This window comes from Kibdelosporangium phytohabitans, assembly GCF_001302585.1.
GTDB classification, from domain to species: domain Bacteria; phylum Actinomycetota; class Actinomycetes; order Mycobacteriales; family Pseudonocardiaceae; genus Kibdelosporangium; species Kibdelosporangium phytohabitans.
The window spans coordinates 9,226,166-9,252,284 of record NZ_CP012752.1 but is presented as its reverse complement, the minus strand read 5'-3'; the positions used below and the strand labels follow the sequence as shown (position 1 = coordinate 9,252,284).

Annotated in this window: 24 protein-coding genes; 7 read left to right on the top strand and 17 right to left on the bottom strand. The window is 69.1% G+C overall.

What is annotated here, in order from left to right:
• Positions 1-356 precede the first annotated feature (356 nt).
• Complete coding sequence (locus tag AOZ06_RS41265) at positions 357-842, top strand: hypothetical protein (RefSeq protein WP_157233527.1); 486 nt, start codon at positions 357-359, stop codon at positions 840-842.
• On the opposite strand, the gene AOZ06_RS58165 is transcribed toward AOZ06_RS41265, so the two are convergent.
• Positions 829-2,517, bottom strand: a complete 1,689-nt coding sequence (locus tag AOZ06_RS58165; protein WP_054294335.1) for a sensor histidine kinase — start codon at positions 2,515-2,517, stop codon at positions 829-831. The genes AOZ06_RS41265 and AOZ06_RS58165 overlap by 14 nt on opposite strands.
• Positions 2,518-2,605: 88 nt before the next feature.
• Between AOZ06_RS58165 and coaE the strand changes: the two genes are divergently transcribed.
• Positions 2,606-3,769: a dephospho-CoA kinase gene (coaE, locus tag AOZ06_RS41255; RefSeq protein ID WP_054294334.1), complete on the top strand. Its 1,164-nt coding sequence runs from the start codon at positions 2,606-2,608 to the stop codon at positions 3,767-3,769.
• Between the two features lie 99 nt (positions 3,770-3,868).
• Here coaE and AOZ06_RS41250 read toward each other — a convergent pair whose 3' ends face one another.
• The 6 genes from AOZ06_RS41250 to AOZ06_RS41225 form a co-directional block, all read right to left on the bottom strand.
• Positions 3,869-5,308 (bottom strand): glycoside hydrolase family 3 protein, encoded by a 1,440-nt coding sequence (locus AOZ06_RS41250; RefSeq protein WP_054294333.1) that lies wholly within the window; start codon positions 5,306-5,308, stop codon positions 3,869-3,871.
• 5 nt (positions 5,309-5,313) lie between these two features.
• Positions 5,314-6,144 (bottom strand): carbohydrate ABC transporter permease, encoded by an 831-nt coding sequence (locus tag AOZ06_RS41245; protein WP_054294332.1) that lies wholly within the window; start codon positions 6,142-6,144, stop codon positions 5,314-5,316.
• Positions 6,141-7,133: a carbohydrate ABC transporter permease gene (locus tag AOZ06_RS41240; RefSeq protein WP_054294331.1), complete on the bottom strand. Its 993-nt coding sequence runs from the start codon at positions 7,131-7,133 to the stop codon at positions 6,141-6,143. The genes AOZ06_RS41245 and AOZ06_RS41240 overlap by 4 nt, the downstream gene beginning before the upstream one ends.
• A complete protein-coding gene (locus tag AOZ06_RS41235) occupies positions 7,130-8,437 on the bottom strand; it encodes a sugar ABC transporter substrate-binding protein (protein WP_054294330.1) in 1,308 nt (435 codons plus the stop codon). The genes AOZ06_RS41240 and AOZ06_RS41235 overlap by 4 nt, the downstream gene beginning before the upstream one ends.
• A gap of 230 nt (positions 8,438-8,667) precedes the next feature.
• On the bottom strand, positions 8,668-9,186 hold the full coding sequence (locus AOZ06_RS41230) for a ribonuclease FAU-1 family protein (RefSeq protein WP_054294329.1): 519 nt from the start codon (positions 9,184-9,186) through the stop codon (positions 8,668-8,670).
• A 166-nt stretch (positions 9,187-9,352) separates the two neighbouring features.
• On the bottom strand, positions 9,353-9,961 hold the full coding sequence (locus tag AOZ06_RS41225) for a ribonuclease FAU-1 family protein (RefSeq protein WP_236951903.1): 609 nt from the start codon (positions 9,959-9,961) through the stop codon (positions 9,353-9,355).
• A gap of 118 nt (positions 9,962-10,079) precedes the next feature.
• Here AOZ06_RS41225 and AOZ06_RS41220 point away from each other — a divergent pair, with 118 nt between their 5' ends.
• The 3 genes from AOZ06_RS41220 to uvrB all read left to right on the top strand — a co-directional run bounded on the left by AOZ06_RS41220 (position 10,080) and on the right by uvrB (position 14,580).
• Positions 10,080-11,294 (top strand): DUF5685 family protein, encoded by a 1,215-nt coding sequence (locus AOZ06_RS41220; RefSeq protein WP_054294328.1) that lies wholly within the window; start codon positions 10,080-10,082, stop codon positions 11,292-11,294.
• Positions 11,295-11,358: 64 nt separating this feature from the next.
• The gene (locus AOZ06_RS58615; RefSeq protein WP_054294327.1) at positions 11,359-12,339 is read left to right on the top strand and encodes a DUF5685 family protein; all 981 of its coding nucleotides are present in this window, start codon (positions 11,359-11,361) and stop codon (positions 12,337-12,339) included.
• 72 nt (positions 12,340-12,411) lie between these two features.
• Positions 12,412-14,580: an excinuclease ABC subunit UvrB gene (gene uvrB, locus AOZ06_RS41210; RefSeq protein ID WP_054294326.1), complete on the top strand. Its 2,169-nt coding sequence runs from the start codon at positions 12,412-12,414 to the stop codon at positions 14,578-14,580.
• 423 nt (positions 14,581-15,003) lie between these two features.
• On the opposite strand, the gene AOZ06_RS41205 is transcribed toward uvrB, so the two are convergent.
• The 5 genes from AOZ06_RS41205 to AOZ06_RS41185 form a co-directional block, all read right to left on the bottom strand.
• Positions 15,004-15,360: an MmcQ/YjbR family DNA-binding protein gene (locus tag AOZ06_RS41205; protein WP_054294325.1), complete on the bottom strand. Its 357-nt coding sequence runs from the start codon at positions 15,358-15,360 to the stop codon at positions 15,004-15,006.
• 139 nt (positions 15,361-15,499) lie between these two features.
• On the bottom strand, positions 15,500-16,945 hold the full coding sequence (gene argG / locus AOZ06_RS41200; protein WP_054294324.1) for an argininosuccinate synthase: 1,446 nt from the start codon (positions 16,943-16,945) through the stop codon (positions 15,500-15,502).
• Between the two features lie 57 nt (positions 16,946-17,002).
• Entirely contained in the window at positions 17,003-17,188 is a 186-nt protein-coding gene (locus AOZ06_RS41195; protein ID WP_157233526.1) for a hypothetical protein, read from the bottom strand.
• Entirely contained in the window at positions 17,178-17,681 is a 504-nt protein-coding gene (locus AOZ06_RS41190) for a hypothetical protein (RefSeq protein WP_054294322.1), read from the bottom strand. Before AOZ06_RS41190 ends, AOZ06_RS41195 begins: the two co-directional genes overlap by 11 nt.
• A gap of 51 nt (positions 17,682-17,732) precedes the next feature.
• On the bottom strand, positions 17,733-18,470 hold the full coding sequence (locus tag AOZ06_RS41185) for an SDR family oxidoreductase (protein ID WP_054294321.1): 738 nt from the start codon (positions 18,468-18,470) through the stop codon (positions 17,733-17,735).
• Positions 18,471-18,536: 66 nt separating this feature from the next.
• Between AOZ06_RS41185 and AOZ06_RS41180 the strand changes: the two genes are divergently transcribed.
• Complete coding sequence (locus AOZ06_RS41180) at positions 18,537-19,391, top strand: sigma-70 family RNA polymerase sigma factor (RefSeq protein ID WP_054294320.1); 855 nt, start codon at positions 18,537-18,539, stop codon at positions 19,389-19,391.
• Here the strand turns inward: AOZ06_RS41180 and AOZ06_RS41175 are convergent.
• From AOZ06_RS41175 to AOZ06_RS41155, 5 genes are read right to left on the bottom strand one after another with little or no spacing between them, the layout of a single operon-like run.
• A complete protein-coding gene (locus AOZ06_RS41175; RefSeq protein WP_157233525.1) occupies positions 19,373-20,740 on the bottom strand; it encodes an AMP-binding protein in 1,368 nt (455 codons plus the stop codon). The genes AOZ06_RS41180 and AOZ06_RS41175 overlap by 19 nt on opposite strands.
• A gap of 5 nt (positions 20,741-20,745) precedes the next feature.
• On the bottom strand, positions 20,746-21,285 hold the full coding sequence (locus AOZ06_RS41170) for a hypothetical protein (protein ID WP_054294319.1): 540 nt from the start codon (positions 21,283-21,285) through the stop codon (positions 20,746-20,748).
• The gene (locus AOZ06_RS41165) at positions 21,282-22,973 is read right to left on the bottom strand and encodes a vWA domain-containing protein (protein WP_054294318.1); all 1,692 of its coding nucleotides are present in this window, start codon (positions 22,971-22,973) and stop codon (positions 21,282-21,284) included. Before AOZ06_RS41165 ends, AOZ06_RS41170 begins: the two co-directional genes overlap by 4 nt.
• Positions 22,970-23,899: a hypothetical protein gene (locus tag AOZ06_RS41160; RefSeq protein ID WP_157233524.1), complete on the bottom strand. Its 930-nt coding sequence runs from the start codon at positions 23,897-23,899 to the stop codon at positions 22,970-22,972. The genes AOZ06_RS41165 and AOZ06_RS41160 overlap by 4 nt, the downstream gene beginning before the upstream one ends.
• Positions 23,878-25,446, bottom strand: coding sequence for a MoxR family ATPase (locus AOZ06_RS41155; protein WP_054294316.1), 1,569 nt, complete (start codon positions 25,444-25,446; stop codon positions 23,878-23,880). Before AOZ06_RS41155 ends, AOZ06_RS41160 begins: the two co-directional genes overlap by 22 nt.
• A 103-nt stretch (positions 25,447-25,549) precedes the next feature.
• On the opposite strand from AOZ06_RS41155, the gene AOZ06_RS41150 reads away from it, so the two are divergent.
• A complete protein-coding gene (locus AOZ06_RS41150) occupies positions 25,550-26,110 on the top strand; it encodes an O-acetyl-ADP-ribose deacetylase (RefSeq protein WP_054297299.1) in 561 nt (186 codons plus the stop codon).
• The last annotated feature ends 9 nt before the right edge of the window (positions 26,111-26,119 follow it).

Below are 26,119 nucleotides of genomic sequence, written 5' to 3'. Positions count from 1 at the left end.
CGGTGCGGGGCCCCGTCGCGCGCCGGCCCGCTCGGCAGCCGGCACCGACGCGACGGGCATCGGCTGACCAAGATCGTTATGAGCCGCCGCGGCGGACGTGGTGATCAAGAATCCGCTGCTCACGCCACGCCACTCCGGGACGCGCGCGCTGCTCGCGTTGTTCGTTCGTTACTTTTTCGGGGATTGGTGTCCCATTCACCCAACAGGGGGACTACGGTCTACACCTTGTGAGTGCTAAGGCGTGGACACGGAGCGCGTCCGCCGCGGTGCTGATCGCCGGATTGGCGGCCTGCGCGACGGACAAACGAACACCCCTCGTAGTCCCGGCCCCCAGCTACACCCCCTCGTCGAGCGCCGTGAAGTCGGCGTCCTCGCGGATCGTCGGCCCGTTGCCGAGCGGGTGCGGCGCGATCGGCACGCCGGAGGAGATCTCCGACGCGGTCGGCAAGCAGATGTCCGGGGCGGCGAAACTGGTCGACGGCAGCGCGGACGCGAGCATCGGCCGCACCGACCGGATCGACTGCTACTACGGGTTGGGCAACAGCGAGCAGGTCAACGACGCCCCCGTGCGCGTCGGCCTGGCGAGCTACAACGACGCCAACGCGGCCGCCACGAGGGTCCAGAAGACCGTCGACGAGGAGAAGGGCGCGGGCGCCAAAGCCAGCGAGGTCCCCGTCGGAGGCGACAAGGGCACGCTGCTGGCCGCCAGGAAGACCGTCACGCTGGTCGCCACCCACCAGGCCACCACCGTCGTCGTGATCGCCACGACCGAGGCCGTGCCCGCCTCCCAGGCCGCCGCGGTCCTCGGCAAGATCGCCGACCGCGCGCTCAGCCCGCGCTGACCCGCAACGTCATCCTGACCGTCGTCGGCCCGCCAACCGGGCTGTGCACGGTCATCGCCCCGTCGAAGGCGCTCAGCCGCCGCGCCACGCCACGCAGACCCGTGCCGCGCGACATGTCGGCCCCGCCGCGTCCGTCATCCCGGACGACGAGCTCGAGCGTGTCCTCACCCAGCCGGACATCCACGCGTGCCGAGCCGGCGTTCGCGTGCCTGGTGACGTTGAGCAGGGCCTCGCTGACCGCGAAGTACGCCGCGGACTCCACCGGCGGGTCCAGCCTGCGCGGCAGGTCCACCCTGACCTTGACCGGCAACGGCGTGTCCAGCGCGAGCGCCCTGACCGCGTCACCGAGCCCGCGGTCGGCCAGCACAGGCGGGTGGATGCCGCGCACCAGGTCACGCAGCTCGACCAGCGCCTTGGCCGAGTTGTCCTGCACCGCGGCCAGCACCTGCTTGGCCCTCGCCGGGTCCTGGTCGATCAACTGCTCCAACGCGCCCAGCCCGAACCCCATGGCGACCAGCCGCGCCTGGGCGCCGTCGTGCAGGTCGCGTTCGATCCGGCGCAGCTCCGCCTCCGCGGCGTCGCTCGCCTCGGCCCGTGTCTGCGCCAGCTCACGCACGCGCAGCGTCAACGTGGTCTCCTTGCCGGGCGAGAGCATGTACTTCACCCAGTGGCCGTTCAACCGGACCACGAACGGCGCGAGCCAGACCGCCACCAGCATCAGCACCACCGCGACGGGGAACGCCAGCAGGTCCGACCCGGCGAACTGGCCGTACCACCCGCCTCCCCACTCCCGGTCCGCCTCGGAGACGAACCAACGCCACGTCTGCGGCATGGCCAGGCCCCAGCCCGCGTAGATCGCCAACGCGAGCGGCAACACGGTCATCAGCACCCCGACGACGAGGTCCAGCGCGAAGAACAGCAGCTCACGCCACGTGACCCGGTTGCTGCGCGGCTGAGCCACCGGTACGCCCGACCAGTCGGTCGCCCGCGCGCGACGCAGGTTCGCCACCTTCCACGCCCACGGCACGGCGACCAAACAGACCAGGCTGAACAGCGACAACGCGAACAACCCGGCGCTGCGGCCCCACTCGATGACGAACTTGCTCGGCTTGCCGCGCATCGGCCGCCGCGGCGGACCGAGCAACACCGTGCTCCCAGCGGTGTGCAGCCGCAGCAGCACGGGCGCGGCGACGAAGCCGAGCACGACCAACGCGAGCCCCCATGGCGCGTTCAGCGCCCCGTGAACGATCAACGCGGCGGGCGCCAGCGCGAGCACGTTGCCGGCAGTGGCGCCCAGCACCAGCCAGCCGACGTCGCGCCAGGTCGCCCGGTCGTCCAGCATCCAGTCGACCTTGTCGTACAGCGCGGGCAGCTTCGGCGTCTTGTACAGCTGCCCCTGGCCCTCGTAGAGGCCCTCCGCGTCAGGTTGCGGGGGCACGGGCGCAGGCGCGTAAGGGCTGGGGATGTAGACGGAATGCCAGCGTGCGGCGATGCGACGGCGGGCGCCCGTGACCCGGCGGGCCAGCCCCACCGCCCACGGAATGAGCACCACCAGGCCCAGCGAGAGGCTCAGCAGCAGGACGACGGCGTGCGCCAGCAGCGCGACCAGGCCGAGCAGCGACAGACCACCCAGCACCAGCCCGCGCACCGGCGCGATGGCGACGTCCCGGATCACGCTGCCCAGTCTGCCCCGCGGGCCGGCAGCCGGACATTGCGCACAGACCCACAACACAGGTGGGGCTAGGTCTACCTACGATCAACTCATGCTGCGAGTGGGACTCACGGGCGGGATCGGGTCAGGGAAGTCGACGGTGGCCGGACGGCTGGCCGAACACGGCGCGGTGCTGATCGACGCCGACAAACTGGCCCGGGAGGTGGTGCAACCGGGCACACCGGGACTGGCGGCGGTGGTCGAGGCGTTCGGCGCGGAGGTGCTCGCCCCGGACGGCTCGCTGGACCGGCCGAAGCTGGCCGCGGTCGTGTTCAACTCGGCCGAGCAGCGGGAACGGCTGAACGGGATCGTGCACCCGCTGGTGGGCCGGCGGACCGCGGAGATGCTCGCCTCGGCGGCCGACGACGCGGTGGTGGTGCACGACGTGCCGCTGCTGGTCGAGAAGAACTACGCGCCGATGTACCACCTTGTGGTGGTCGTCGACGCGGACGTGGAAGAACGCGTCCGCCGCCTCGCCGAAACCCGCGGCATGTCCCCGCAAGACGCCCGTGCCCGGATCGCCGCGCAGGCCACCGTCGAGCAACGCCGCGCGGTGGCAGACGTGTGGCTGGACAACTCGAGCACGCCGGACCGCGTGCTCGCCCAGGCTGATGCGCTGTGGGCGGATCGCCTGGTGCCGTTCGAGGCGAACGTGCGGTTGCGCCGCTGGGGCAGGTACGGCAACCCGCGCCTGTACGACTACAACGCCGAATGGCCACTGCAGGCCGCACGCCTGGCAGCCCGGATCGAACTGGTGACCGGCGGGCTGCGCGTGGACCACATCGGCTCGACCGCGGTGCCCGGCCTGCCCGCGAAGGACATCATCGACCTCCAGGTCACAGTGTCCTCATTGGACCAGGCAGACGGCTTCGCCGAACCGCTGACCGCGGCGGGCTTCCCCGTGCGCCCCGAGAACACCGGCGACCGCGGCAAGGAGACCAAGCGGTACCACAACTGCGCGGACCCCGGCCGGCTGGCCAACATCCACCTGCGCGTCGAAGGCAGCGAGGACTGGCGCAACGCTCTGCTGTTCCGCGACTGGTTGCGTGCCTCCGTCGAGGAGCGGGCGAGTTACGTGCAACTCAAGCAGGGGATCGCCAAACGCTTCGCCTCAGCCGGCGACCTCGCCGAAGTGGCGACCGCCAAGGACGCGTGGTTCGACTCGGCGTTGCCGCGTGCGCAGGCGTGGGCGGAGGCAACTGGCTGGCAGCCGTGACAGGCCCGTGAGTCTGGTCGCCTGACGGCACGCCAGTCTGTGTCGCCGGTCCACGCCGCACGCTGCCCCCCACTGGTTGGGCAGCGTGCGGCGTGCTTGTCACCGACCGGCAAGGCGTTCCGCGGCGGCGATCATGCTGACCTTCGACCCGCTGAACGTGTCGATCCGCGGCCGGGAACCCGTCACCACGCCGGGGACGCCAGTCTCGACGTGGATGACGTCCAGCTCGCCCAAAGACTCCAGCAACTCCCGGACGTGAACGTGCCGGTGAGCCTCCCGGGTCACGATCACAACCCGGCCGAAACCCTGAGCCGCCGCGAGGATCTCCGCACGGTCGGCGTTGCGCAGCGACTTGCTGCCGGGCACGAGATCCACGAGGTACTGCCCGACACCCCACGGCATCGGCCCCGCGGCGATGGTCGGCGTCGACTCCACGTCCACCACCAGCGCAGGGCCGGTGAGCCCCACTTCGCCCTGAACACGCAGCGCCTGACGGGCAGCGCGCAGCCCCAGCGCGAGGTCCAACGGCTTGAGGTCCACCGCGACGGGCGGAATGCGGAGATCCGAACACCGCCGGGAAGCCTCGGCCAAGCGCTCCTCCGGCAAGGCACCGGAACGAACAGCCGAGACGATCGCCGAGGTGATCGCGTCCAGAACGGAGGCGTCGAACGCCTGGCCGCCGATGCACAACGCGTCAGCCCCCGCGATCAACGCGCCGACGGCCGCCGCCGGGATGCCTTCGTTGCGCCCGAACGCTCCCGCGACCGCGCCCATGTCCAGCGCGTCGGTGATGACCGCGCCGGTGAAGCCCAGCTCCCCGCGCAGCAAATCCGTCAACGCCTTCGGGTTCAGGGTCGCGGGCAGCTCGCCCCACGCCTGGACGACCAGGTGACCGGTCATGATCGCCCGTGTCCCGGCCTTGATCGCCGCCGCGAACGGCACCAGCTCGATCTCGCGCAGTTCCTCCTCGGTTCGCGGCAGCACGGGCAAGCTCAGGTGTGAGTCGTCCGTCGCCGCGCCGTGACCCGGGAAGTGCTTGGCGCACGCGGAAACCCCGTACTGCTGCAGGCCCGTCACGTAGGCGGCGACGTGTTCGGCCGCGTCCGCCGGGACCGAGCCGAAGGAGCGGACGCCGATGATCGGGTCCTCCGGGCTCAGCGTGAGGTCCGCGCACGGCGCCAGGTTCACCGTCACCCCGCACGCGGCGAGCCGTTCGCCGAGCGCCGCCGCCACTTCCGTCGTCAGCGCCGGGTTCCCGGCCGCGCCGAGGGCGAGCGGGCCGGGAACGAACGAGCCCGTGTTGACGTCCAGCCGGGTGACGTCGCCGCCTTCCTCGTCGATGCCGATGATCACGTCGTCGCGTTCCGACCGCAGCTGGGCGGTCAGTTCACGCACCTGTGCGTCGTCGACGACGTTGCGGCCGAACAGGACCACACCGCCGAGACCTTCGCCGATCCTGCGGCGTAACCAGTCCGGCGCGGTCGTACCGCCGAAGCCCGGCAGGAGAGTGGATTCGGCGAGCTTCTCCAGTGTGGACAATGCAGTTATCCCTTCACCGCGCCCGCGGTCAGTCCGGACACCAGCTTGCGTTGCACGATCAGGAAGAAGATCAGCGCGGGCACCGCGTAGATCACCGACGCGGCCATGATCCCGCCCCAGTCGACCAGGAACGCCTCGCGGAACGTCGACAGCCACACCGGGATGGTCCGCTTGCCCTGGTCCTGCATCAGCACGAGGGCGAACAGGAACTCGTTCCACGCGGTGATGAAGCTGAACACCGACGTCGCCACGAGTCCCGGCCCGAGCAGCGGCAGCGTGACCCGGCGGAACGCCTGCCACCGGCCGCAGCCGTCGATCATCGCGGCTTCCTCGAGCTCGATCGGGATGCCCTTGACGAAGCCGTACAGCATCCAGCACGTGAACGGCAGCGTCAGCGCCATGTACACCAGCAGCAGCGACGGCAGCTGGTTGAGCAGTCCCGCGTCCCGCATCAGCAGGTACAGCGGGATCAGCAGCGCCTCGATCGGCGCCAGCTGCGCGACCAGCACGAGGAACAGGAAACCCTTGCGGCCGCGGAACCTCATCCTGGCCAGCGGGAACGCGGCGAGCACACCGGCGACCAGCGCGGTGAGCACCGCGCCGAGCGTGACGATGAGGCTGTTGGCCAGGAACGCGGTGAAACCCGGCTTGCTCAGCGCCGACGTGAAGTTCTCGAACGTGACCGAGATCGGGATCAGGTCGTAGCGCGGCGAGAGCACCTCGCCGGGGGTCTTGAACGAGGTCGTGATCAGCCAGTACGTCGGGAACCCGAACAGCAGCGCCCCGACCACACCGACCGTGTTGAGTGCGATCCGCTGAGGCAGTGACTTCCTCACTTCAGGTCCACCTCCTTGGAACGCAGCAGCAGCTGGATGTACCGGGCCAGCAGGATCACGAGCACCAGCAGCATGATCATCGCGATCGCGGCGGCCGGGCCGAAGTGGCTGCCCGCGATGCCCTTGAGGTACATGTAGATGGGCAACGTGGTGCTCTCGCCGTCCGGCCCGCCCTGCTTGATCGCCCACACCTGGGTGAACACCCGGAAGTCCCAGATCACCGACAGGAACGTCACGATCGTCAGGATCGGCTGGATGGCGGGCCAGCTGACCGTGCGGAAGGTCTGCCACGGCCCCGCGCCGTCGATCCCGGCGGCCTCGTACTGCTCACGCGGCACGCCGATCAGGCCCGCGTACAGGCTGAACGCCACGAACGGCACCGCCTGCCACGTGATCAGCAGGCCGATCACGGTCAGCGTGCTGGGCCCGTCGCTGAACCAGGAGTGGCCGATGAACCCGTCGAAGCCGATCAGCGCGAGCGTCTTGTTCAGGATCCCGTACTGCTGGTCGAAGATCCACTGGAACACCGTGGTCGCGGCCACCGCGGGCGTCGCCCACGCCACCACCAGCGTGACCTGGAGGATCACCCGGACGATCGGGTTGAGCTGCTTCATCAGCAGCGCGAGCAGCAACGCGATCAGGATCGTCGCGGCCACGACGGCGGCCATGAAGGCCAAGGTCCGGACCGTGACTTCCCAGAACACGGGGTCGCCGAGGACGTCGGTGTAGTTGTCGATGCCGACCCAGACGAGCTGGCCGGTGACCAGCTCGCGCAGATCCAGCTTGCGGAAGCTGATCAGCACGAGCTGGAGCGTCGGCCAGATCAGCAGCGCGGCGATCGCGATCACACCGGGCGCCAGCAACAGATATGGCAGCACGGAGTCGCCGAAGCCCTTGCGGCGGCGCCGTGCTCGCAGGGTAGGGACACGCGGCGATGCCGGCGGGGTGTTACCCGCCGGCATCGCCGCGACGTCCTTTGTCGACGTCATGAACCCGCGAGGAGCTTGTCCAACGCGGCGTTCGCGTCGGTAGTCGCCTGGTCGATCGACTTCTTGCCCGTCAGGTACGCGGTCATCATGTCCTTGAGCGGGTTCTGGCCCGACTCGACCTCGCCCCACTTCGGGCTGGACGGCACCGCGCGGCCGTTCTGCGCGGCCTTGGCCATCACGCTGGCGAACGGGTCGCTCGACAGCGCGCTGATGTCGGTGGACGTGCCGGGCACGTAACCGCCCTTGGCGACCTCGGTCTGGTACTTCTGGCCCGACAGCAGCTTCAGGTACGCCTTGGCAGCCGCGGTGTTCTTGCTGTTGAGCGGGATGGCCAGGTTCGAGCCGCCGAGGAAGACCGGTGCGCTCTTGCCCGCGCTCTTGCCGGGGATGGCGAACGCGGCGGTCTTGTCCTTGATCGTCGGGTCGGTCTTGGCCGCGGTGGCCACCTCACCGGGGGTGCCGATGAACATGGCGACCTTGCCGCCGCCGTAGATGCCCGCCTGCTGCGGCGTGGCCTCGTCGTTGTCCTTCGGCGCCTTCGTGCCGGATGCGTCGACGAGCTTCTTGTAGAACTCCAGGCCGGCCTTGGCCTCGGTCGAGTTCAGCGTCGACTTGAAGTTCTTGCCCTCGGCCTTGGCGATGTCGCCGCCCTCGTCCCAGATGAACGACAGCAGCGAGTACCAGTACTGGCCCGGCAGGTACAGCGCCTGGAAGTCGGGGTCGCTGCCGAACTTGGCCTTCAGCTTGTCGATCGCGGCCAGCCACTCGTCACGCGAGGCAGGCGGCGTGGTGATGCCCGCCTGCTCGAACAGGTCCTTGCGGTAGATGACCTCGCGGTTGGCGGCGTAGAACGGCATGCCGTAGGTCTTGCCGTCGAACGTGGCGGAGTCCTTGAGGCCTTTGAGCCACTGCGAGCCGTTGAGGTCGTTGACCGAGTCGGTCAGGTCGGCCAGCACGCCCTGCGCGGCGAACGCGGGCGTCTGGGTGTTGCCGATCTCGATGACGTCCGGCGGTGTCTGCGAGGCCAGTGCGGTGGTCAGCTTCTGCTGGATGCCGTTCCACTGCTGGATCTCGTACTTGATCTTCACGCCGGGGTTGGCGTCCTGGAACTCCTTGTGCAGGGCGTTGGTCAGGGATTCCGGCGCGGAGCCGGTCATCAACCAGACCGTCAGCTCGCCGCTGAGCTGCTGTGGCGCGTTCGCGTTGCTTTGGGCGGTGTTGCCCGACCCCCCGGAGCCGGCGCAGCCCGCAGTCGCGAGGGAGATGGCGACAGCTCCTGCCGCCAGCTTCATCCAGCGCTTCACTCGTGCCGTCCTTTCGAGCCCGGCCACCCCGGGCGCACAAATGGTGTAGACCAATGCAGTGCAGCGTGGTCCGGACCACACCAACTGTCAAGCCGGTTGCCAAGACGTTGTAAAAGAACAGGCAGCGCGCCGTGATCCGGCCGGTTCGGTGCGTAATCGCCCCAAGACGGCACAAACCCCCTGCGAGGGATTGACCATCCGCAGGGGGTTTGTGGTGGGGATCTGGCGTGTCAGAAAGGCGGCCACACCTCGAAAACATGTTGGCCGGTCAGCCAAGCGCTCAGGTCGTGCCGGTAGTAGCTGAGTTCTTCCAACGTCTTGTGCACGGTCCGCAGCGCGAGATCGGCGTCGCCGTTGCGCAGCACCCGCCCGGCCACCGCCGCGGCGAAGTCCTCGGAGCGCACGACCCGTGCCGCGCTGCCCGGCGCCGAGGACAGGCCGAGCAACAGATCCGTCGTCCGCCACATGGTGCCCTCACGCGTGATGCGGGCGGCGGTCAGCACGCTCGGGCCCGACCGCGCGTGGCGCGAGCGGGGGCGCTGCTGGGTCAGCCGGACGTTGATCCGCGGCAGGAGCCACGTCACTTCGGAGTCGTGGAACGGATCCTCCGGTGTCGGGCATTCCACCCTGAGTCCCCAGCGTTCCTCCTGGCATGTCCGGAGGCGCCGGGAAGTACCGGACGAGTACCTGCGAACCGCGGAAACTGTGTCGACGATGTCGACCAGCTGCGGGGTGATGGTGGTGCCCACGCGGCCCGAGGGTAGTCGGAACGGTGCGGTCCGTGATCACCCAGGTTTCATTCGTTACATCACGGCTTGTGATCGGCCGTATATCGATCTGTGAGCGGTTCGTGATTGGACCGAACGGCGGTTGACAAGATCAAAACATCGAATGCGGGCGTGTCGTCACGCCCGTTCACACCCGGTGTTTGCCCTGGTCCTGCCAGGTCAGGTCGATGCCGAGCGACGCCAGCCACGCGTCGGTGTCGTAGCCGTGGCGAGTGATCCCGTCGACCGTCCGGTAGGTCCGCTCCAGCGCCCGCTGCGCCGTCTCGGCGTCGATCATCCGCGCGTTCAGCGCCGCGAGCAGCTCGTCGGTGTCCACCACCTCGAGGCGGTCGCCGGTGTGGACGTGGATGTCCAGGTAGATGTCGACCATCCGCCAGACCGGGCCGTGCGCGCCGGTGCGCGCGCCGAACTCGGTGTCCACCTCGACGAGGTCGATGTAGACGTCCTCACCCCTCGGTGTGCCCGGGTGGCGGTGCCAGCGGGTGACCCGCAGGCCGGGATCGGGCAAAAGCCATGATTCGATATACGCGAGCTTCGGGTGGCCGTCCATCTTGCGGGCCATGAAGAGCCCGAAATGCTCCAGCCGGTATTCGTCGACCGTGCGGCGGAAGCCCTTGGGATCGATGTTCTCCATGGCTTTGACGTCGAACAGCTCCACCTTGGGGCGGTGGACGTGCGGTGCGGCGTCGGGGCTGATCCTCGGGCGGGCAACGGGAACGGCGTAGTCGAAGCTCACCTGGTCATGGTGCCTACGCCGGGCGGATCACCGCACCCTCCGCAGAGGGGGGATTCCGCGTCCGATCGGGTGATAAACCCGCTACGATGCCGATCTTCCGACCCGGGGGTATGCATTCATGTTCGGCATCATCCGACCTTGTCGTCATCGGCTTTCGCCGGCGCTGCGCACTTCGTGGATGGCTCACCTCTGTGGCCTCTGCCTGGCATTGCGAGACGATCACGGGCAATTGGCCCGCACGGTCACGAATTACGACGGTCTCGTGGTGTCCGTGCTCGTCGAGGCGCAGTCGGCCGCCCAGTCCCGGCGCACGGCGGGACCGTGCCCCCTTCGGGCGATGCAACCCGCGTCCGTCGCTCAGGGTGATGGCGCCCGGCTGGCTGCCTCGGTGTCGCTCGCACTGGCGTCGGCGAAGATCAGCGACCACGTCGCCGACGGCGACGGGATGTTCGGCCGCCGCGGTGTTTCCAAAGCGGCGCAACGCGTCGCCAACCGGTGGGCGGCGCAGGGCGCGCGCACCGGCGAGCGGATCGGCTTCGACACAGCCGTCCTGCTCGACGCCGTGGGGGAGCAGCCCGCCGTGGAGAGTTCACTCGTTCGTGGTGACTCGTTGCTGCTCGCCACGCAGCCGACGGAGACAGCGGCGGCCGCGGCCTTCGCGCACACCGCGGTGCTGAGCGGGCGCCCGCGGAACGTGACCGCCCTGACCGAGGCCGGGAAGCTGTTCGGGCGGATCGCGCACCTGATCGACGCCGTGGAGGACCTCGAGGAAGACCGGGCCACCGGCTCGTGGAACCCGTTGCTGGCCACGGGAACAACCCGCGAAGAGGCCCGCAGGCTGTGTGACGACGCCATGCTCGGCGTCCGCCTGGCGCTGCGTGAGGCCGAGTTCACCGACAGCAAGCTCGTCCACGTCCTGCTGGCGCACGAACTCGACCACGCCATCAAACGCGCATTCGGCGACGTGCACGGCCCCGGTCACGGCCACGGGCACCCCGGCGGCCCACCGCCGTACCAGCCCCAGCAGCCGGCACCGCCCCACCAGCCGCCGAACCAGAAGCCCAACCGCAAGCAGCGGCGTGAGGACAAGCGCCACGACTGGCACCAGCAGGGCTGGCAACGACCGAACCGCAGCTGGGGCACCGCCTGCGGCATCGCGGTCTTCATGTTCTGCACGTGCCAGTACTGCTGCGGCAATCCGTACCACGACCCGTGGACCGGTGAGCCGAAGGAAGGCTGGTGCTACAACTGTGACTGCGACTGTTGTGACTGCTGTGATTGCTGCAACTGCGACTGTTGCGACGGGTGTGACTGCTGCGATTGTTCCTGCTAATCGTTGATCACCAGGGGGAGCCGTAATGTTCGGGATCATCAGACCGTGTCGTCATCGGCTCCCCATGCTGTTGCATGGTTCGTGGCTCGCGCACTTGTGCGGGTTGTGCCTGGCGCTGCGAGACGAACACGGGCAGTTCGCCCGTGCCGTGACCAACTACGACGGTCTGGTGATCTCCGTGTTGGTGGAGGCCCAGTCCGACGGCACGGCGAGCCGCCGGACCGCCGGGCCGTGCCCCCTGCGGGCGATGCGGTCCGCGTCAGTCGCCCAAGGCGACGGTGCCCGGTTGGCTGCCGCCGTGTCGCTTGTGCTCGCTTCGGCCAAGGTGACCGACCACGTCGATGACGGAGATGGGGCGATGCGCCGCCCCGGTGTTTCCGTTGTCGCACGCCATGTCGCCAAGCGGTGGGCGTCACAAGGCACGTCGTCTGGTTCCGCGGTCGGCTTCGACACGGCTGTTTTGCTGGACGCTGCCGCCCGGCAGTCGACCGTCGAGTTGTCGGCCGCGTCCGTCCTCGACGCGACCGAGCCGACGGAGACCGCAGCCGCCGCAGCCTTCGCGCACACAGCGGTCGTGAGCGGTCGCCCGTCGAACGCGGCTGTGCTGAGCGAGGCAGGGCGGTTGTTCGGCCGGATCGCGCATCTCGTGGACGCGGTCGAGGACTATGGCGCCGACCAGGCCGCCGGTGCGTGGAATCCCCTGATCGCAACCGGTACGTCCCTCGCCGAGGCCCGCCGGCACTGCCACGACGCCGCGCTCGGCATGCGACTGGCGCTGGACGAGGCCGACTTCGTCGACGACCGGCTCGTGCGCGCCCTGCTCGTCGACGAGCTGGACCACGCCATCCACCGCGCGTTCGCCCATGGCCAGGACGTGCCGGACGAGGGCGGCAAGAAGGACGGCAGGAACGGCAAGAAGGACAAGGACAAGGGCGACGTGGGGGAGTTCGGCGCCGGTGCCGCCGACGTCGCCGACATCGCGGTGTCCGCCAAGACAGGACGCGGCTGCTGTTCGCACTGTGACTGCTGTGACGGCTGCTGCTAGCGCGACACCGCAAAAGGGCTGCCGACCTGGGTCGGAGCAAAACTGTCGGTGGGCGGACGTAGAGTCTTCGGCGTGGCATTCGCGACCGAGTACCCAGTGATCGCCCACTCCGAGTTCCGGCCGGTGAGCGAGATCCCGCGCGCCGCCAAGACCTTCCAGGTGGTGAGCGAGTACCAGCCGGCAGGCGACCAGCCCGCGGCCATCGACGAACTGGAGCGCAGGCTCCAGGCGGGCGAGAAGGACGTGGTGCTGCTCGGCGCGACCGGCACCGGGAAGTCGGCGACCACCGCGTGGCTGGTCGAGCGGATCCAGCGGCCCACCCTCGTACTGGCGCCGAACAAGACCCTGGCCGCCCAGCTGGCCAACGAGCTGCGCGAGTTCTTCCCGCACAACGCGGTCGAGTACTTCGTCAGCTACTACGACTACTACCAGCCCGAGGCGTACATCCCGCAGACGGACACGTACATCGAGAAGGACTCGTCGATCAACGACGACGTCGAGCGGCTGCGCCACTCGGCCACGTCGAACCTGCTGTCCAGGCGGGACGTGATCGTGGTCGCCTCGGTGTCCTGCATCTACGGCCTCGGCACGCCGCAGTCGTACCTGGACCGGTCGATCGAGGTGCGGGTCGGGCAGGAGCTGGAGCGCGAGTCGCTGCTGCGCGCGCTGGTCGACGTCCAGTACACCCGCAACGACCTGGCGTTCGCCCGCGGCACGTTCCGCGTGCGCGGCGACACCATCGAGATCATCCCGGCCTACGAGGAGCTGGCCGTCCGGATCGAGATGTTCGGCGACGAGATCGACAAGCTCTACTACCTGCACCCGCTCACCGGCGACATCGTCAAGGAAGTCGACGAGCTGCGGATCTTCCCGGCCACGCACTACGTCGCCGGTCCGGAGCGGATGGAACGGGCCATCGTCGCGATCGAGAAGGAACTCGAGGAGCGGCTGGCCGAGTTCGAACGGCAGGGCAAGCTGCTCGAGGCGCAGCGGCTGCGGATGCGCACCACGTACGACATCGAGATGATGCGCCAGGTCGGTTTCTGCTCGGGCATCGAGAACTACTCGCGGCACATCGACGGCCGCGAGGCCGGTTCCGCGCCCGCGACGCTGATCGACTACTTCCCCGAGGACTTCCTGCTCGTCATCGACGAGTCGCACGGCACGGTGCCTCAGGTCGGCGGGATGTACGAGGGCGACGCGTCCCGCAAGCGCAACCTGGTCGAGCACGGCTTCCGGCTGCCCAGCGCGCTGGACAACCGGCCGCTGACCTGGGAGGAGTTCCAGGACCGGATCGGCCAGACGCTGTACCTGTCGGCGACGCCGGGTCCGTACGAGATGGGCCAGACCGGCGGCGAGTTCGTCGAGCAGGTGATCCGGCCGACCGGCCTGATCGACCCCGAGGTGATCATCAAGCCGACCAAGGGCCAGATCGACGACCTGGTCGGCGAGATCCGCGAGCGCGCGGAGAAGGACGAACGCGTCCTGGTCACCACACTGACCAAGAAGATGGCCGAGGACCTGACCGACTACCTGCTGGAGCTCGGCATCAGGGTGCGCTACCTGCACTCCGAAGTGGACACCCTGCGCCGGGTGGAGCTGCTGCGGCAGCTGCGGTCCGGCGATTTCGACGTCCTGGTCGGCATCAACCTGCTGCGCGAGGGCCTCGACCTGCCGGAAGTGTCCCTCGTGGCCATTCTGGACGCGGACAAGGAAGGCTTCCTGCGGTCGGGCACGAGCCTCATCCAGACGATCGGCCGCGCCGCCCGTAACGTCTCCGGCCAGGTCCACATGTACGCGGACAAGATGACCGCGGCGATGCAACACGCGATCGACGAGACGAACCGCCGCCGCGACAAGCAGATCGCGTACAACAAGGAACGCGGCATCGACCCGCAGCCGCTGCGCAAGAAGATCGCCGACATCCTCGACCGCGTCTACCAGGAAGCCGACGATGACGACGTGGCCGTCGGCGGCTCGGGCCGCAACGTCTCCCGTGGCAAGAAACCCACGGGCGAGAAGGGCGTCCCGGCCACCGGCGGCAAGAGCTCGGGCGTGAAGTCCGACCGCGACATCACCAAGATGCCCCGCGCGGAACTGGCGGACCTGGTGGCCCAGCTGACCGACCAGATGATGAACGCGGCCAGGGAGCTCCAGTTCGAACTGGCGGCGCGGCTGCGCGACGAGATCCACGACCTGAAGCGGGAACTGCGCGGAATGGACGCCGCGGGCATCAAATAGCACAACACACCATGCCCGGGGATCCTCCCGATCCCCGGGCATGGCTGCCGAGACGTGGCCATTGGACCTCCGTCCGCCTCGATCTGTTCGCCGAAGCGGACGGAGGTCCTGCTGTTCACTGACGCCGGATCCGCCTTCATGGCCAGAGACGCCGCGATTGCCCACGCACACAGCCAGGCCTGCCGCTGTGTCCTGCTCTCAGACTTCAGCGACCCCCGCCGCCGTGAGCACTTCGGCTGATGCGTTGTGAGACCCGTGGCTGTTGTCTCCTGGCCCGGTGGTCTGGTGCTACGCGCGTGCGGATCGACGCGCTGCGGAACGTGTAGTTGTGTGCTGTTCTGCGGACACCGGTTGACGTGCGGTGGGGCGGTGTCCTGTGAACTTTGCGGGCCAGGTCGGTGTTCCGGCTCCTGAAGCCCGCTGTCATGGGCGCTCGGCTTGACGGGCGTCGTACTCCGCTATCACCTTCTTGGGCACGCACATGCGCCATGCGTCGATGACGAGTTCGCGCATCTCCTGCTCGTCGATCGCCGAGAGCCACACCTGGACCCAGTTGAACCGCTCGTCGGACTTCGACGGCGGGAAGAACTTGTCCGGCTCGCCGCTGATCAACGCGTCCCGTTGCGCCTTGGGGTAACCGAAGCCCATCGTCGTCTCGTCCCGCGACAGCGCGGCGAACACGATCTGCCCCACCCGGAACTTGACGCGATCACGCACGATCGCCTCGTAGGCCCGCGGCAGCGTCAGAGCCACCGCGCGGATCTGCTCGACGGTCACCATGCCCGCAAGCTACCGAACGGGTCCGACAGTCCCAGCACGATTCGGCATCGGCGGCAGCCGAAGCAAGAGAGTGAGGTCATCGACGAATCACACACGCTGGGGCCGGTTCGTTCAGAGAGCGGCCCCAGCGGTGTGCTGGTCAGTCGTTGCCCGCTTCGAGTGCCGCGTGGTCGAGCAGTTCCGCGTCGTCGACCGGCGCCGAGCCGCGGTCGACGATCGCTTCGGCGCCGCCTTCGGGCATCGCACCGATCAGTTCGGTCTGCGGCAGCGGAGCGATCAGCGCCGTGTGCTGCGTGCCGACCATGCCGAGGCCGGCGTACTGCTCCAGCCGGGAACGCGAGTCGGCGATGTCCAGGTTGCGCATGGTCAGCTGGCCGATCCGGTCGACCGGGCCGAAGGCCGCGTCTTCCGTCCGTTCCATCGACAGCTTGTCCGGGTGGTAGCTGAACGACGGCCCTGTGGTGTCCAGGATCGAGTAGTCCTCGCCCCTGCGCAGGCGCAGCGTCACTTCACCGGTGATCGCCATGCCCACCCAGCGCTGCAGGGACTCGCGGACCATCAGCGCCTGCGGGTCCAGCCAGCGGCCCTCGTACATCAGACGCCCGAGCCTGCGTCCCTCGGCGTGGTACGTCGCCAGGGTGTCCTCGTTGTGGATCGCGTTCACCAGGCGTTCGTAGGCCGCGTGCAGCAGGGCCATCCCCGGCGCCTCGTAGATCCCGCGGCTCTTCGCCTCGATGATGCGGTTCTCGATCTGGTCCGACATGCCCATGCCGTGCCGTCCGCCGATCGCGTTGGCTTCGAGCACCAGGTCCACCGGCGTGGCGAATTCCTTGCCGTTGACGGACACCGGCCGGCCCTGGTCGAAGCCGATGGTCACGTCCTCGGCCGGGATCTCCACCTGCGGGTCCCAGAACCGCACACCCATGATCGGCTCGACGATCTCGATGCCGGTGTTCAGGTGCTCCAGCGACTTGGCCTCGTGGGTCGCGCCCCAGATGTTGGCGTCGGTCGAGTAGGCCTTCTCCGTGCTGTCGCGGTAGGGCAGGTCGCGGGTCAGCAGCCACTCGGACATCTCCTTGCGGCCACCGAGTTCGGTCACGAAGTCGGCGTCCAGCCACGGCTTGTAGATCCGCAGCGACGGGTTGGCCAGCAGCCCGTAGCGGTAGAACCGCTCGATGTCGTTGCCCTTGAACGTCGAGCCGTCGCCCCAGATCTGAACGTCGTCCTCGAGCATCGCGCGCACCAGCAGGGTGCCGGTGACCGCGCGGCCGAGCGGCGTGGTGTTGAAGTACGTCCGTCCGCCGGTGCGGATGTGGAACGCTCCGCAGGCCAGCGCCGCGAGGCCTTCCTCGACGAGTGCCGCGCGGCAGTCGACGAGGCGGGCGACCTCGGCGCCGTACGCGTGGGCGCGGCCGGGCACCGAGTCGATGTCAGGCTCGTCGTACTGGCCGATGTCGGCGGTGTAGGTGCACGGCACCGCACCTTTTTCGCGCATCCACGCGACAGCTACCGACGTATCGAGGCCGCCGGAGAAGGCGATCCCGACACGTTCACCGACAGGCAGAGAAGTGAGCACCTTGGACACAAGCACAATTATGCACGCCGATGTATGGTCATGCAAAGCCGGTCCGGGTGAGCTCCGCTACCTGGCCGGCAGCGACTCCCCGAAGCCGGTCCCGCGCTCGACCCACGACCGCGGCTGGTCGTCCGTGCCGAGGGCGTCCACGGCGACACGCAGCCACCCGTCCAGCTCACACCCGCGCATCACCATGGGCTTGACGTGCACGTCGTCGATCAAGGCGCCGGCCTGCTCCTCGTCATGAGCCACGGCCGTCATCACCCGGTTCACGCCGGACGACGTCCATCTCCTGCTGCACGCGCCACGCCGCACCGTCCGCGGAGATCAGATTGCGCCAGTGGTACGACACCGGCGTGATCGACGAGAAGATCCACTTCACGTACCTGCCGTCGGCCTGCCTGCCGGACAGCACGATCTCGTCGCCTTCCTCCCGTGCGATGAACTGCTGCACGTAGCCGGACGCCGGCCCGATCCACGTCGACCGCCACGCCGAGATCCGGGGGTCGTGGAACCGCACGGTCATGCCGTACTCCCGGCCCGGCACGATCCACACGTCCTGCACCGCCCGGCCCGCCAGCGCCCAGCCGAAGTGCCATTCACCCGCCATGGTCCTGGTCGTGCCGTCCTCGAAGTGGTCGGTCACCGTCAGGTCCCACGAGCCGACGAACTGCCCGAACAGCATCAGCTCGGCCGCGTGGTCCGGGTGCGGCCCGTCGGCCGCGACGATCTCCGCGATGTTCATGCGGTCCAGCGTCGGCCGTGCGGCCGGCGCTGTCTTGAAGATCCTTGCGTCTCACAGCCGTTCGGCGAGGAAGTCCGCCCACGTGCGGGTGCCCCGATCGCCGTCGAGCGTCAGGTTGTCCCCGGCGCGGTAGGCGCGTCCCGCCTTGCCGGGGATCCGCAGCGGCACCTTCGCCCGGCGCTTGCCCGCGGCCCGCAGGTAGTCGGTGACCAACGTGCGCATCTCGTACTCACGGGGACCGGCCAGTTCCGGCACCAGACCGGCCGGTTCGCCGAGCGCCAGCTCGACCAGGCGGGCGGCGACGTCACGGGCGTCGACCGGTTGCAGCCGCATGCCCGGCACCGGGACGACCGGCAGCTTCGCCATCCCCTGCGTCATCTTCAGGACGAGGTCGTGGAACTGGGCCGCGCGCAGGATCGTCCACGGCACACCCGACTCCCTGATCGCCTGTTCGGCGGCCAGCTGTGACCGCAGCCAGGCCAGCGGGACGCGGTCGGCGCCGATGACCGAGATGAACACCACGTGCCGGACGTCTCCAGCGGCCGCCATCAGGGTGCGTGTCGCGATGTCGTCGCCCTTCGCACCGCCCGCGAGGTGCAGGATCGTCGTCACGCCGGTCAGCGCCTCGGTGATGCCGGTACCCGCGAGCAGGTCGCCGACCACGTACTCCACGCCGTCGGCGGGCGGTTGCGGTTTCCTGCTGAGGATCCGCACCTTCAGGCCCGCGTCGAGCAGCAGCGGGGTCACGTGCCGTCCCAGGGTGCCGGTGCCACCGGTGAGCAGAATCATGGTTACTCCTTGCCAGTTCGGTAGGTCTACTGGGCTGACACGACTCGGGGAAGGAATGTGACAACTGTGGACGCCGAACTTTTCGAGCAGGACCGGACACGGCTGCGCGCGGTTGCCTACCGGATCCTCGGTTCGACGGCCGAAGCGGACGACGCCGTGCAGGAGGCGTGGCTGCGCGCGAACCAGGCGGGCACCGACGACGTCGAGAACCTCAGCGGCTGGCTGACCACGGTCGTCGCGCGCGTGTGCCTCAACATGCTCAGGTCACGCGCGCAGCGCCGTGAGGAGCCGTTCGAGATCGACGTGGTCGCGCGGGACAGCCCCGAACAGGACGCGGAGCTGGCCGACTCGGTCGGGCTGGCGATGCTCGTGGTGCTCGACACGTTGTCGCCGGTCGAGCGGCTCGCGTTCGTCCTGCACGACATGTTCGCGATGCCGTTCGACGACATCGCCCCGTTGATCGAGAAGTCGGCCGCCGCGACCAGGCAGCTCGCCAGCCGTGCGCGCCGCCGGGTGCGGGGAGCGGAGCTCACGCCCGATCTCGCTCGTCAACGCGCGGCGGCGGACGCGTACCTGGCCGCCACCCGCGGCGGGGACTTCGAGGCGTTGATGGCGCTGCTCGCGCCGGACGTCGTGCTCCGGGCGGACGCGATGGCCCTGCCGACGGGCAAACCGGTCGTGATCCGCGGCGCGGACGTGGTGGCCAAGGGCGCGATGGCGTCCGCCGGACGTGCGCTGCTGGCCGAGGTGGCGTTGGTGAACGGGTCGGCCGGGCTGGTGATGGGCGTCGGCGGCAGGCTGGCCGTGGTTCTCGCGTTCACCTTCGCCGACGGCGTGATCACCGGGATCGACGTGATCGGCGACCGGGACCGGCTGCGTGCCACCGACCTCTCGGTGCTGTCTCAGACGTCAGAGGTGTAGCGCTGGGGTTTCGTGGCCCGGGCGAGGTTGTCCAGGGTGAGCTTCAGCGGGACGTCACCCATCAACGTCGTCAGCGCGCGGGCGATCACGTCCGGGCCCGGTGCGCCCGTCTCGTGCACCGACAACGTCAACGCGCCGTCCGCACCCTGGTGCAGCTGCCACGCGACCAGGCCGAGCGGCGACAGGACATGCGTGATCTCGATGGAGTTCACCCACGACCCGTTGGTCCGGCGGAACCGGACGGGTGCGCGGCCGTCCAGCCCGACCAGAACGGGGCCGTAGCGCCAGTCCAGCGCGGCGTGGTCACCGGTGCGGTAGCGCAGCAGCGGCAGCAACGGGTTCTCGCCACACGTCACCGTCACCTCACCGGCCACGCCTGGCTCGCAGCACCTGCCGTTCTCGTCGAGGATCTCCACGTACAACCGGCGCGGCAGGATCCGGTGCACGTCGTGGTCACGCCACGCGATGAGGCCCACTTCGGTGATCCCGTACAGGTCGACCACCGGGCAGGCGAAGCGTTTCTCCAGCCGTCGCCGCAGCGTGTCGCTCAACGACATGGCGCCGCTGATGACCGCTTTCGGATTGTGCCGCAACGGCAGTTCGGCCAACGCCGCCAGTGAGATGGGGTTGCCGGTGTACACCTCGGGCTCGCAGCTGTCCAAGAAGGACACACAGTCGCCCGGCACGCGCCAGCCGGACGGGTCCAGGTTGAGCTTGACGATGCCGGCGCCGCCGAGGTAGCCCGACACCGAGGCGAACTGGTACGCCACCGGCTGCGCGTAGACGTTGACCAGCGACACCCTGTCCTCGCCGCCGGACACCGCGACGCCGTGCTTGGCCAGCACGTGCTCGATCACCGGCAGGTCGAGCGCGTTGAACCCCGGGCTCATCGGCACGGTCGCCGCGGGCCCGCGTGAGCCCGACGTCCGGTACACGATCAGGTCGGACAGGTCCGCGTCGTCCGGGACGCACTCGAAAGCCCGTGACAGCAGGTCGATCCGGTCGGTCAGCGGCACGTCGGTGAACCGCTCCGGCCTGGTGTGCCCGCGATAGCGCGGCACGGTCCGGTAGACCCGGTCGACCAGGTCCGCCACCCACGGCGGCTCCTGCGTGGAGGTCCAGCCGTGCTGCCCGGCCCGCAGAGTGTCCTGATAGGACTTCAGGTCCGCCACGGACTGGCTGGTCAGCCGGTCGCCGCAGGCGTGGTTGTACAGCGGGGCGGACGGATGGGCACGCAGCCGGTCCAGCATGGCGCGGCCGTCCTCGGTCAGCGACGGCCATCGTTCCGCGTCGGTCAACGCGGTCGCGGCCATCGGCACGTAGTCGGGAACTGGGTAGTCGTCACGCATGATGATCACACCTGGCTGTAGCGGGCGGCTGCCTCGCGGGCTCGTTCCGCTTCCATCGCTCTGCGCACCGCCGCGGCCCGCTCCTCGGCGGCCTTGGTCGCCTCGAGCACCTCGTACCGCCGCACACTGTCCACTGTAGCCAAACGGTCCGCCGCCTGCTCGGCCGTCTCGCCGGAGGGCATCACCGCGAGCGCGAGCATCGCCAGCCGGGCGAGTTCCTCGCGCCGGTCCGGGTCGCTCACGAACCGCCGCGGCTCGATCAGCTCGGCCAGCTTCGGCAGGTCGTCGCGCAGGAACCGGACCAGCGGCTCGTGGTGGGTCACGTCGCGGAAGGACTCGTCGGCCACGAGCCAGCAGCTGATCAGCACGAGCTCACGCCACCGCGGGTTCATGTCGAGGAACGGCTGCGCGGTGGTGGCGTCGAGGCCCGCGCGGCCCGCCGCGGCCAGCACGTCGGAGATCACCGCGGGCGCGAAGGCCGCCGTGCTGGTGAAGTCGTTCGGCGTCTCGGCGAGCCGCCGGGTGAGCCGGGACAGGACGATCACGCGGTGCTCCGTTCGTACTGGGCACGGCTGAAAGCCGCGGCGAACTCGACCAGGTCCCGCCACTGCGAGACGCTGTGCACGGCCCAGCCCGGGAGGATCTCACGAACCGTGCTCTCCCAGCTGTTCTGCACGTTCAGCACGAGCGTGCCGCCCGCACCGGCCGCCGCCAGCGCACGGGCGCTGATCTCACCACCCGGCCTGCCGAACTCGTCGTCCTGCCGGACCATCGTGTCCACACCGGTGTCGGAGATGACCACGATGTGCGTCGGCTGCGTGCGTTCCTGTTCGAGGTAGGTCCTGCGCAGCATGTGCAACGGAAACGCCGTGCCACCACCGAAATACCCGGTGAGGACGTTCATGATCGCGTCGTCGTCGCGCACGAATCCGTCCGTGACCAGGAACTGCTTGGCGCCCGACCACAGCGTCACCTGGACGCGTGCGCCGACCCGCAGCGCCGACAGCGCCAGGATCGCCCCGGCCAGCGTCAAGTACGAGACGCGCCTGCGCGGATCGGGCATCGACCCCGACGAGTCGACGTACAGATCCAGATCCACGGGTTGTCTCGACTTCTCCGTACCCTCGGTCGTGCCGAGCACCGCCTGCACGGTCGTGACTCCCGGGATCACCACCGGCGAGCGGGTCGCGGTGGCGAGCCAGTCGACCGCCTCCAGCGGTTCGCCGATGTCCCACGCGCTGTGCCCCTCGGGCAGCGGCTCGGCTGACAACGGCTTGGTGCGCATCGGGAACCGCACAAGGTGCGGCGCTGCGCGTTCCCGGTAGTACCGGGCCGCCGCGGTCTCGTCGGAGATGTTCAACCCAAGTTGGCGCAGGAGCTGGCCGTACTCGAACGGCTCCCGGAACTGGCCCGTGCTGGTCGCGGGCGCGTGCGGTTCGTCGGCGGGAGCGTCCTGCGGGGCGAACTCGTTCACCTGCGGGTCCAGCGCCGGGTGCACGACGGCCTCGTCGTCCGCCGCGGTGAGGCCGGGGATGTGGGTGTCGTCGCCGACCACACCGACGCACACGCGCCTGCGGATACCGGAGAGCGCGTCGGTCCCGTCAGGACCCGTGGCGAGGTAGTGGAAGCACAGCGCAGCGAATCCGCCGGCGCCGCGCAACCAGTCGGTCGCGTACACCCGCACCAGCCGGGCGCACAGCTGCGCGTGGCCTTCGAGCTCCTCGGTGACCTCGCCCCTGGTCAGCGTCCCGGATTCCAGCGACCACAGGATCTCGTACGCGCGCATGTAGAACGTCCACAGCGGGGTCGGTCGCGGCGCGGTGATCCGCTCGTAGAGTTCGGCCATCCGCAGCCCGCGGCTGCGCTGCAGCCGGTCGTTGATCAGCATGTCCGCGTACAGGTTGGCCACCAGCGGCGCGGCCTGCTCGAAGCCGGGCACGCCACGGCGGACGCGGGAGAGCAACCGCGCGTTGTCGGCCAGGTCCGCCGGGCACAGCACGTGGTGGCCGATCTCGTGCGCCATCACCTCGACGGGCATGTCGCCGAGGCCCAGTTCGGCCACTGATTGCATGTCCAGCACGACCGTGCGGTCGTTCAACCGGAACATCGCGAAGCTGCCGGTCAGCCCGGCGGCCTTGGCGTCCGATGTGGACACGCAGTAGTCGGGGTCGTGGACCTTGGTGAACCGGCCCCACGCCCGCAGCGCCTCCGGCCACTTCTCGCGCCAGTTCACGACTGCGCCACGAAAGTGATCGAGTGGGTCCACGGCGTCGTGACCGCCAGCGTGTTGCCGAACGACGCCCAACTGGACGCGCCCGCGAGCTGCGGCAGCGCCCGTGATTCACCGTTCAGGGACACGACACCGTCACGGGACAGCGTGAAGGTCGGCGACTGGACCTCCGGCGTCGCGTGTTCGGTTTTACGCAGCGCGCCACCGTGGATATCCGCGTACACACGCCAGGTGTTCTCGCCGTCCGTGGCGTGCAGCAGCCCACGGCTGAGGAACACCGTCGGTGGCCGCACGAACGTGCCACCGAAGCCGCGGAACGCGCCCAGCTTGCGCACGACCCGCAGGCCCTTGGGATAGGCGGTCCACCACGGATCGGCCCGCACCTGTTCGACGTCCTGCGAGCCGGTGATCGCCCACAACAGGTCGGGGTGCAGCCGTGCGGCGACCGCGAGGGCCGATTCGCGCAAGGCGGCCAGCCCGAAACCCCATGCCGCGACCGCGGCCAGGTCCAGGAAGGCGTCGACGGTGTCGACGAGCTTGCTGCGGTGGAACAGGAACGACACCCAGGCGGTCGGGCGGGTGTCCGGTTGGGACTCCAGGTGGTGCAAGGCGTTCGCCAGCGCCACCGAGACCCGCCTCGGCTCCATCGCCAGGAACCGCGCCTGGTCGAGCAGGATCTTGTGCAACAGCGCGGACATGCGGCCGTTGGTGGCGAACGACAGGTCGACCAGTGCGTCCGTGACCTCGACCGGATCACCGCCCGCCGCGTCGACGATCGGCCCGACGAAGTCCTGGAGGTGCTTGAGGAAAGCGTTTGCGTCCAGGTTCCGCGACCGGTGCCTGGCCAGCCGGAACTGGGCGTTGTAGCGGTCCCGGTTGGCCGCCAGCGCCCGGTGGAACGGGCTGCTCAGTTCTTCCATCGCAGCCACGACCGGTAGTTCACGTAACGCTGGTGCAGGTACTTCAACGCCAGTGCGTCGTCGTAGACGTGCCCGTAGAGCTTGCGGTCCCGGCTCCACTCGGCCAGCAATGACTCGACCTTGCCGAGGCGGCGCTCCACTTCGGCCTCGCCGACGTCGTCGAGGCCGAGTTCGAACTCGTCGAGCAGGTCGCCGACCGGGTCGTGCACGTCGAGGTCGAGCCGGTCGTACTCGGCGCAGGCCCGTTCGAACATCGACCGGATCCAGCTGACCCGGTCGGTCCGGTATGGACGCTGGGCGGGCTCGTCGAACGCGGGCGACTGGTCGTTGGGCTTGAGCTTGTCGTGCAGCACGAACGGCAGTACCGACGCAAGGTCGTCGAGGCTGACCTCGGGACGGCCACGGAAATACGCCAACGCCTTGGCGTACGTCAGCACGCTCTGCAACGACCGTACGGACAACCCCGTGAGCGTCTGGGCGCCGAGGTCGGCCAGCCGGTCGCGCCCGGTCTCGCTCGCGGACAGCAGGTGCACGTCCACACCGGCGAGGTTCGCGGTGTCCTTGGTCCGGTACTCGAACTGCTCACCCGCCGGTTCGAGCAGCTCGAACTGGGCGGAGAAGAACTCCAGCCTGCGCCGCACCTCACGGGGCAGCGGCACGCGCAGGATCTCCGCGTGCATCCGGTCGTGCTCGGCCTCGGTGAACACGATCTCCGGCGGCACGACCTCCTCCGGCCGCAGCCGCTGCTCGACCCGCTCCTGCAACTCGCCGAGGAACCGCGAGTTGAACGCCAGCGCGTGCACCACGACGTCGATGCGGTCCTTGAGCGCCTCGATGACCTGGTAGGTGCCGCCGCCGCTGTCGTCGTTGGCCGTGAGATACCAGGCCGAGTCGGCGGACTCGTAGATCTGGTCGAACACCTCGGCGTACCCGTCGGACATCAGCGTCAGCAACGCCGACTGGGTGCGGGTGGGGATGCGGTTGTACTCGTCGACGATCTTGACGCGCATGCCCAGCCAGGTCCGCCAGGCGACGTCGATGTCCGCCAGCCGCTCGGCCTTGATCAAGTCCCCCGGCAGGGGGGTGCCCAGCATGTCGGAGATCGTCAGCTGCGGGTGCCCGTGCTGCATCGCCCTGCGCACGTCCCGCAACGGGTACCCGGCGAGCACGCCCATCAGGATCGCGCTGGCCGTCTTGCCCCGCCCCGGCCCGCCCACGAGCAGGCACCGGCGCCGCGTGGCGAACGTCAGCAGCGGGACGAGCACGAAACTGGAGTAGCTCTGCCCACTCGGCAGCGACAGCCGGGCTTTGCTGTCACCGAGCGTGAAGCTCGTGCCGGGGCCCTCGGCGAACTCCAGGTCGTAGTGCGGGCTGATGATCGCGTGGTTGACGATCCAGAAGTACGCCTTGCGCAGCTTCTCGTCCAGCGACACGTCGGCCGCGCCACCGGTGCTCAGCGGGGTCTCGTACAGCGCGGCGACGTCGAACTCGTCCTGCGGTGGTGCGGTGCCCGGCAGCGTCGGCGACTGCGACACGTGCCGGTAGGTCTGGTTCACCCGGCCATCATGCCCCTTTTGCCCAGCGGGCGTCGCCGGTTCGCGATGTCCGGCTGCCCGCCGGGTGTCTCGTCCGCGGCAGGTGTTGCCGCTGCGGAACACGATGGACAGACGATCCGCTCGACTGAAGAATGCCCACGTGGGACACCTCGAACTCGTCATGGGCGACATCACCGAGCAGGACGTCGATGTCGTGGTGAACGCCGCGAACTCGTCCCTGCTGGGCGGTGGCGGGGTGGATGGCGCCATCCACCGCAAGGGTGGCCCGGACATCCTCGCCGCGTGTCGCGCGCTGCGTGCCGGACACTACGGGCGAGGTCTCAAGACGGGCCAGGCGGTAGCCACGACCGCGGGGCGACTGGCGGCGAGATGGGTGGTGCACACCGTCGGCCCGGTCTGGTCGGCCACACATGACCGCTCGGAGCTACTGGCCGACTGCTACCGCAACTCGCTGCATGTCGCGGCCGGCCTCGGCGCGCACACCGTCGCCTTCCCGGCGATCTCCACCGGGATCTACCGCTGGCCGGTGGAGTCCGCCGCCACGGTCGCGGTGGCCACGATCGCCGAAACGCGCAAGCAGACACCGGACATCACGTCCGTCCGGCTGGTGCTGTTCGACAAGCGCGCGTTCGACGCGTACGAGGTTGCCGCCGCGGGGCAGTGACAACCCGGT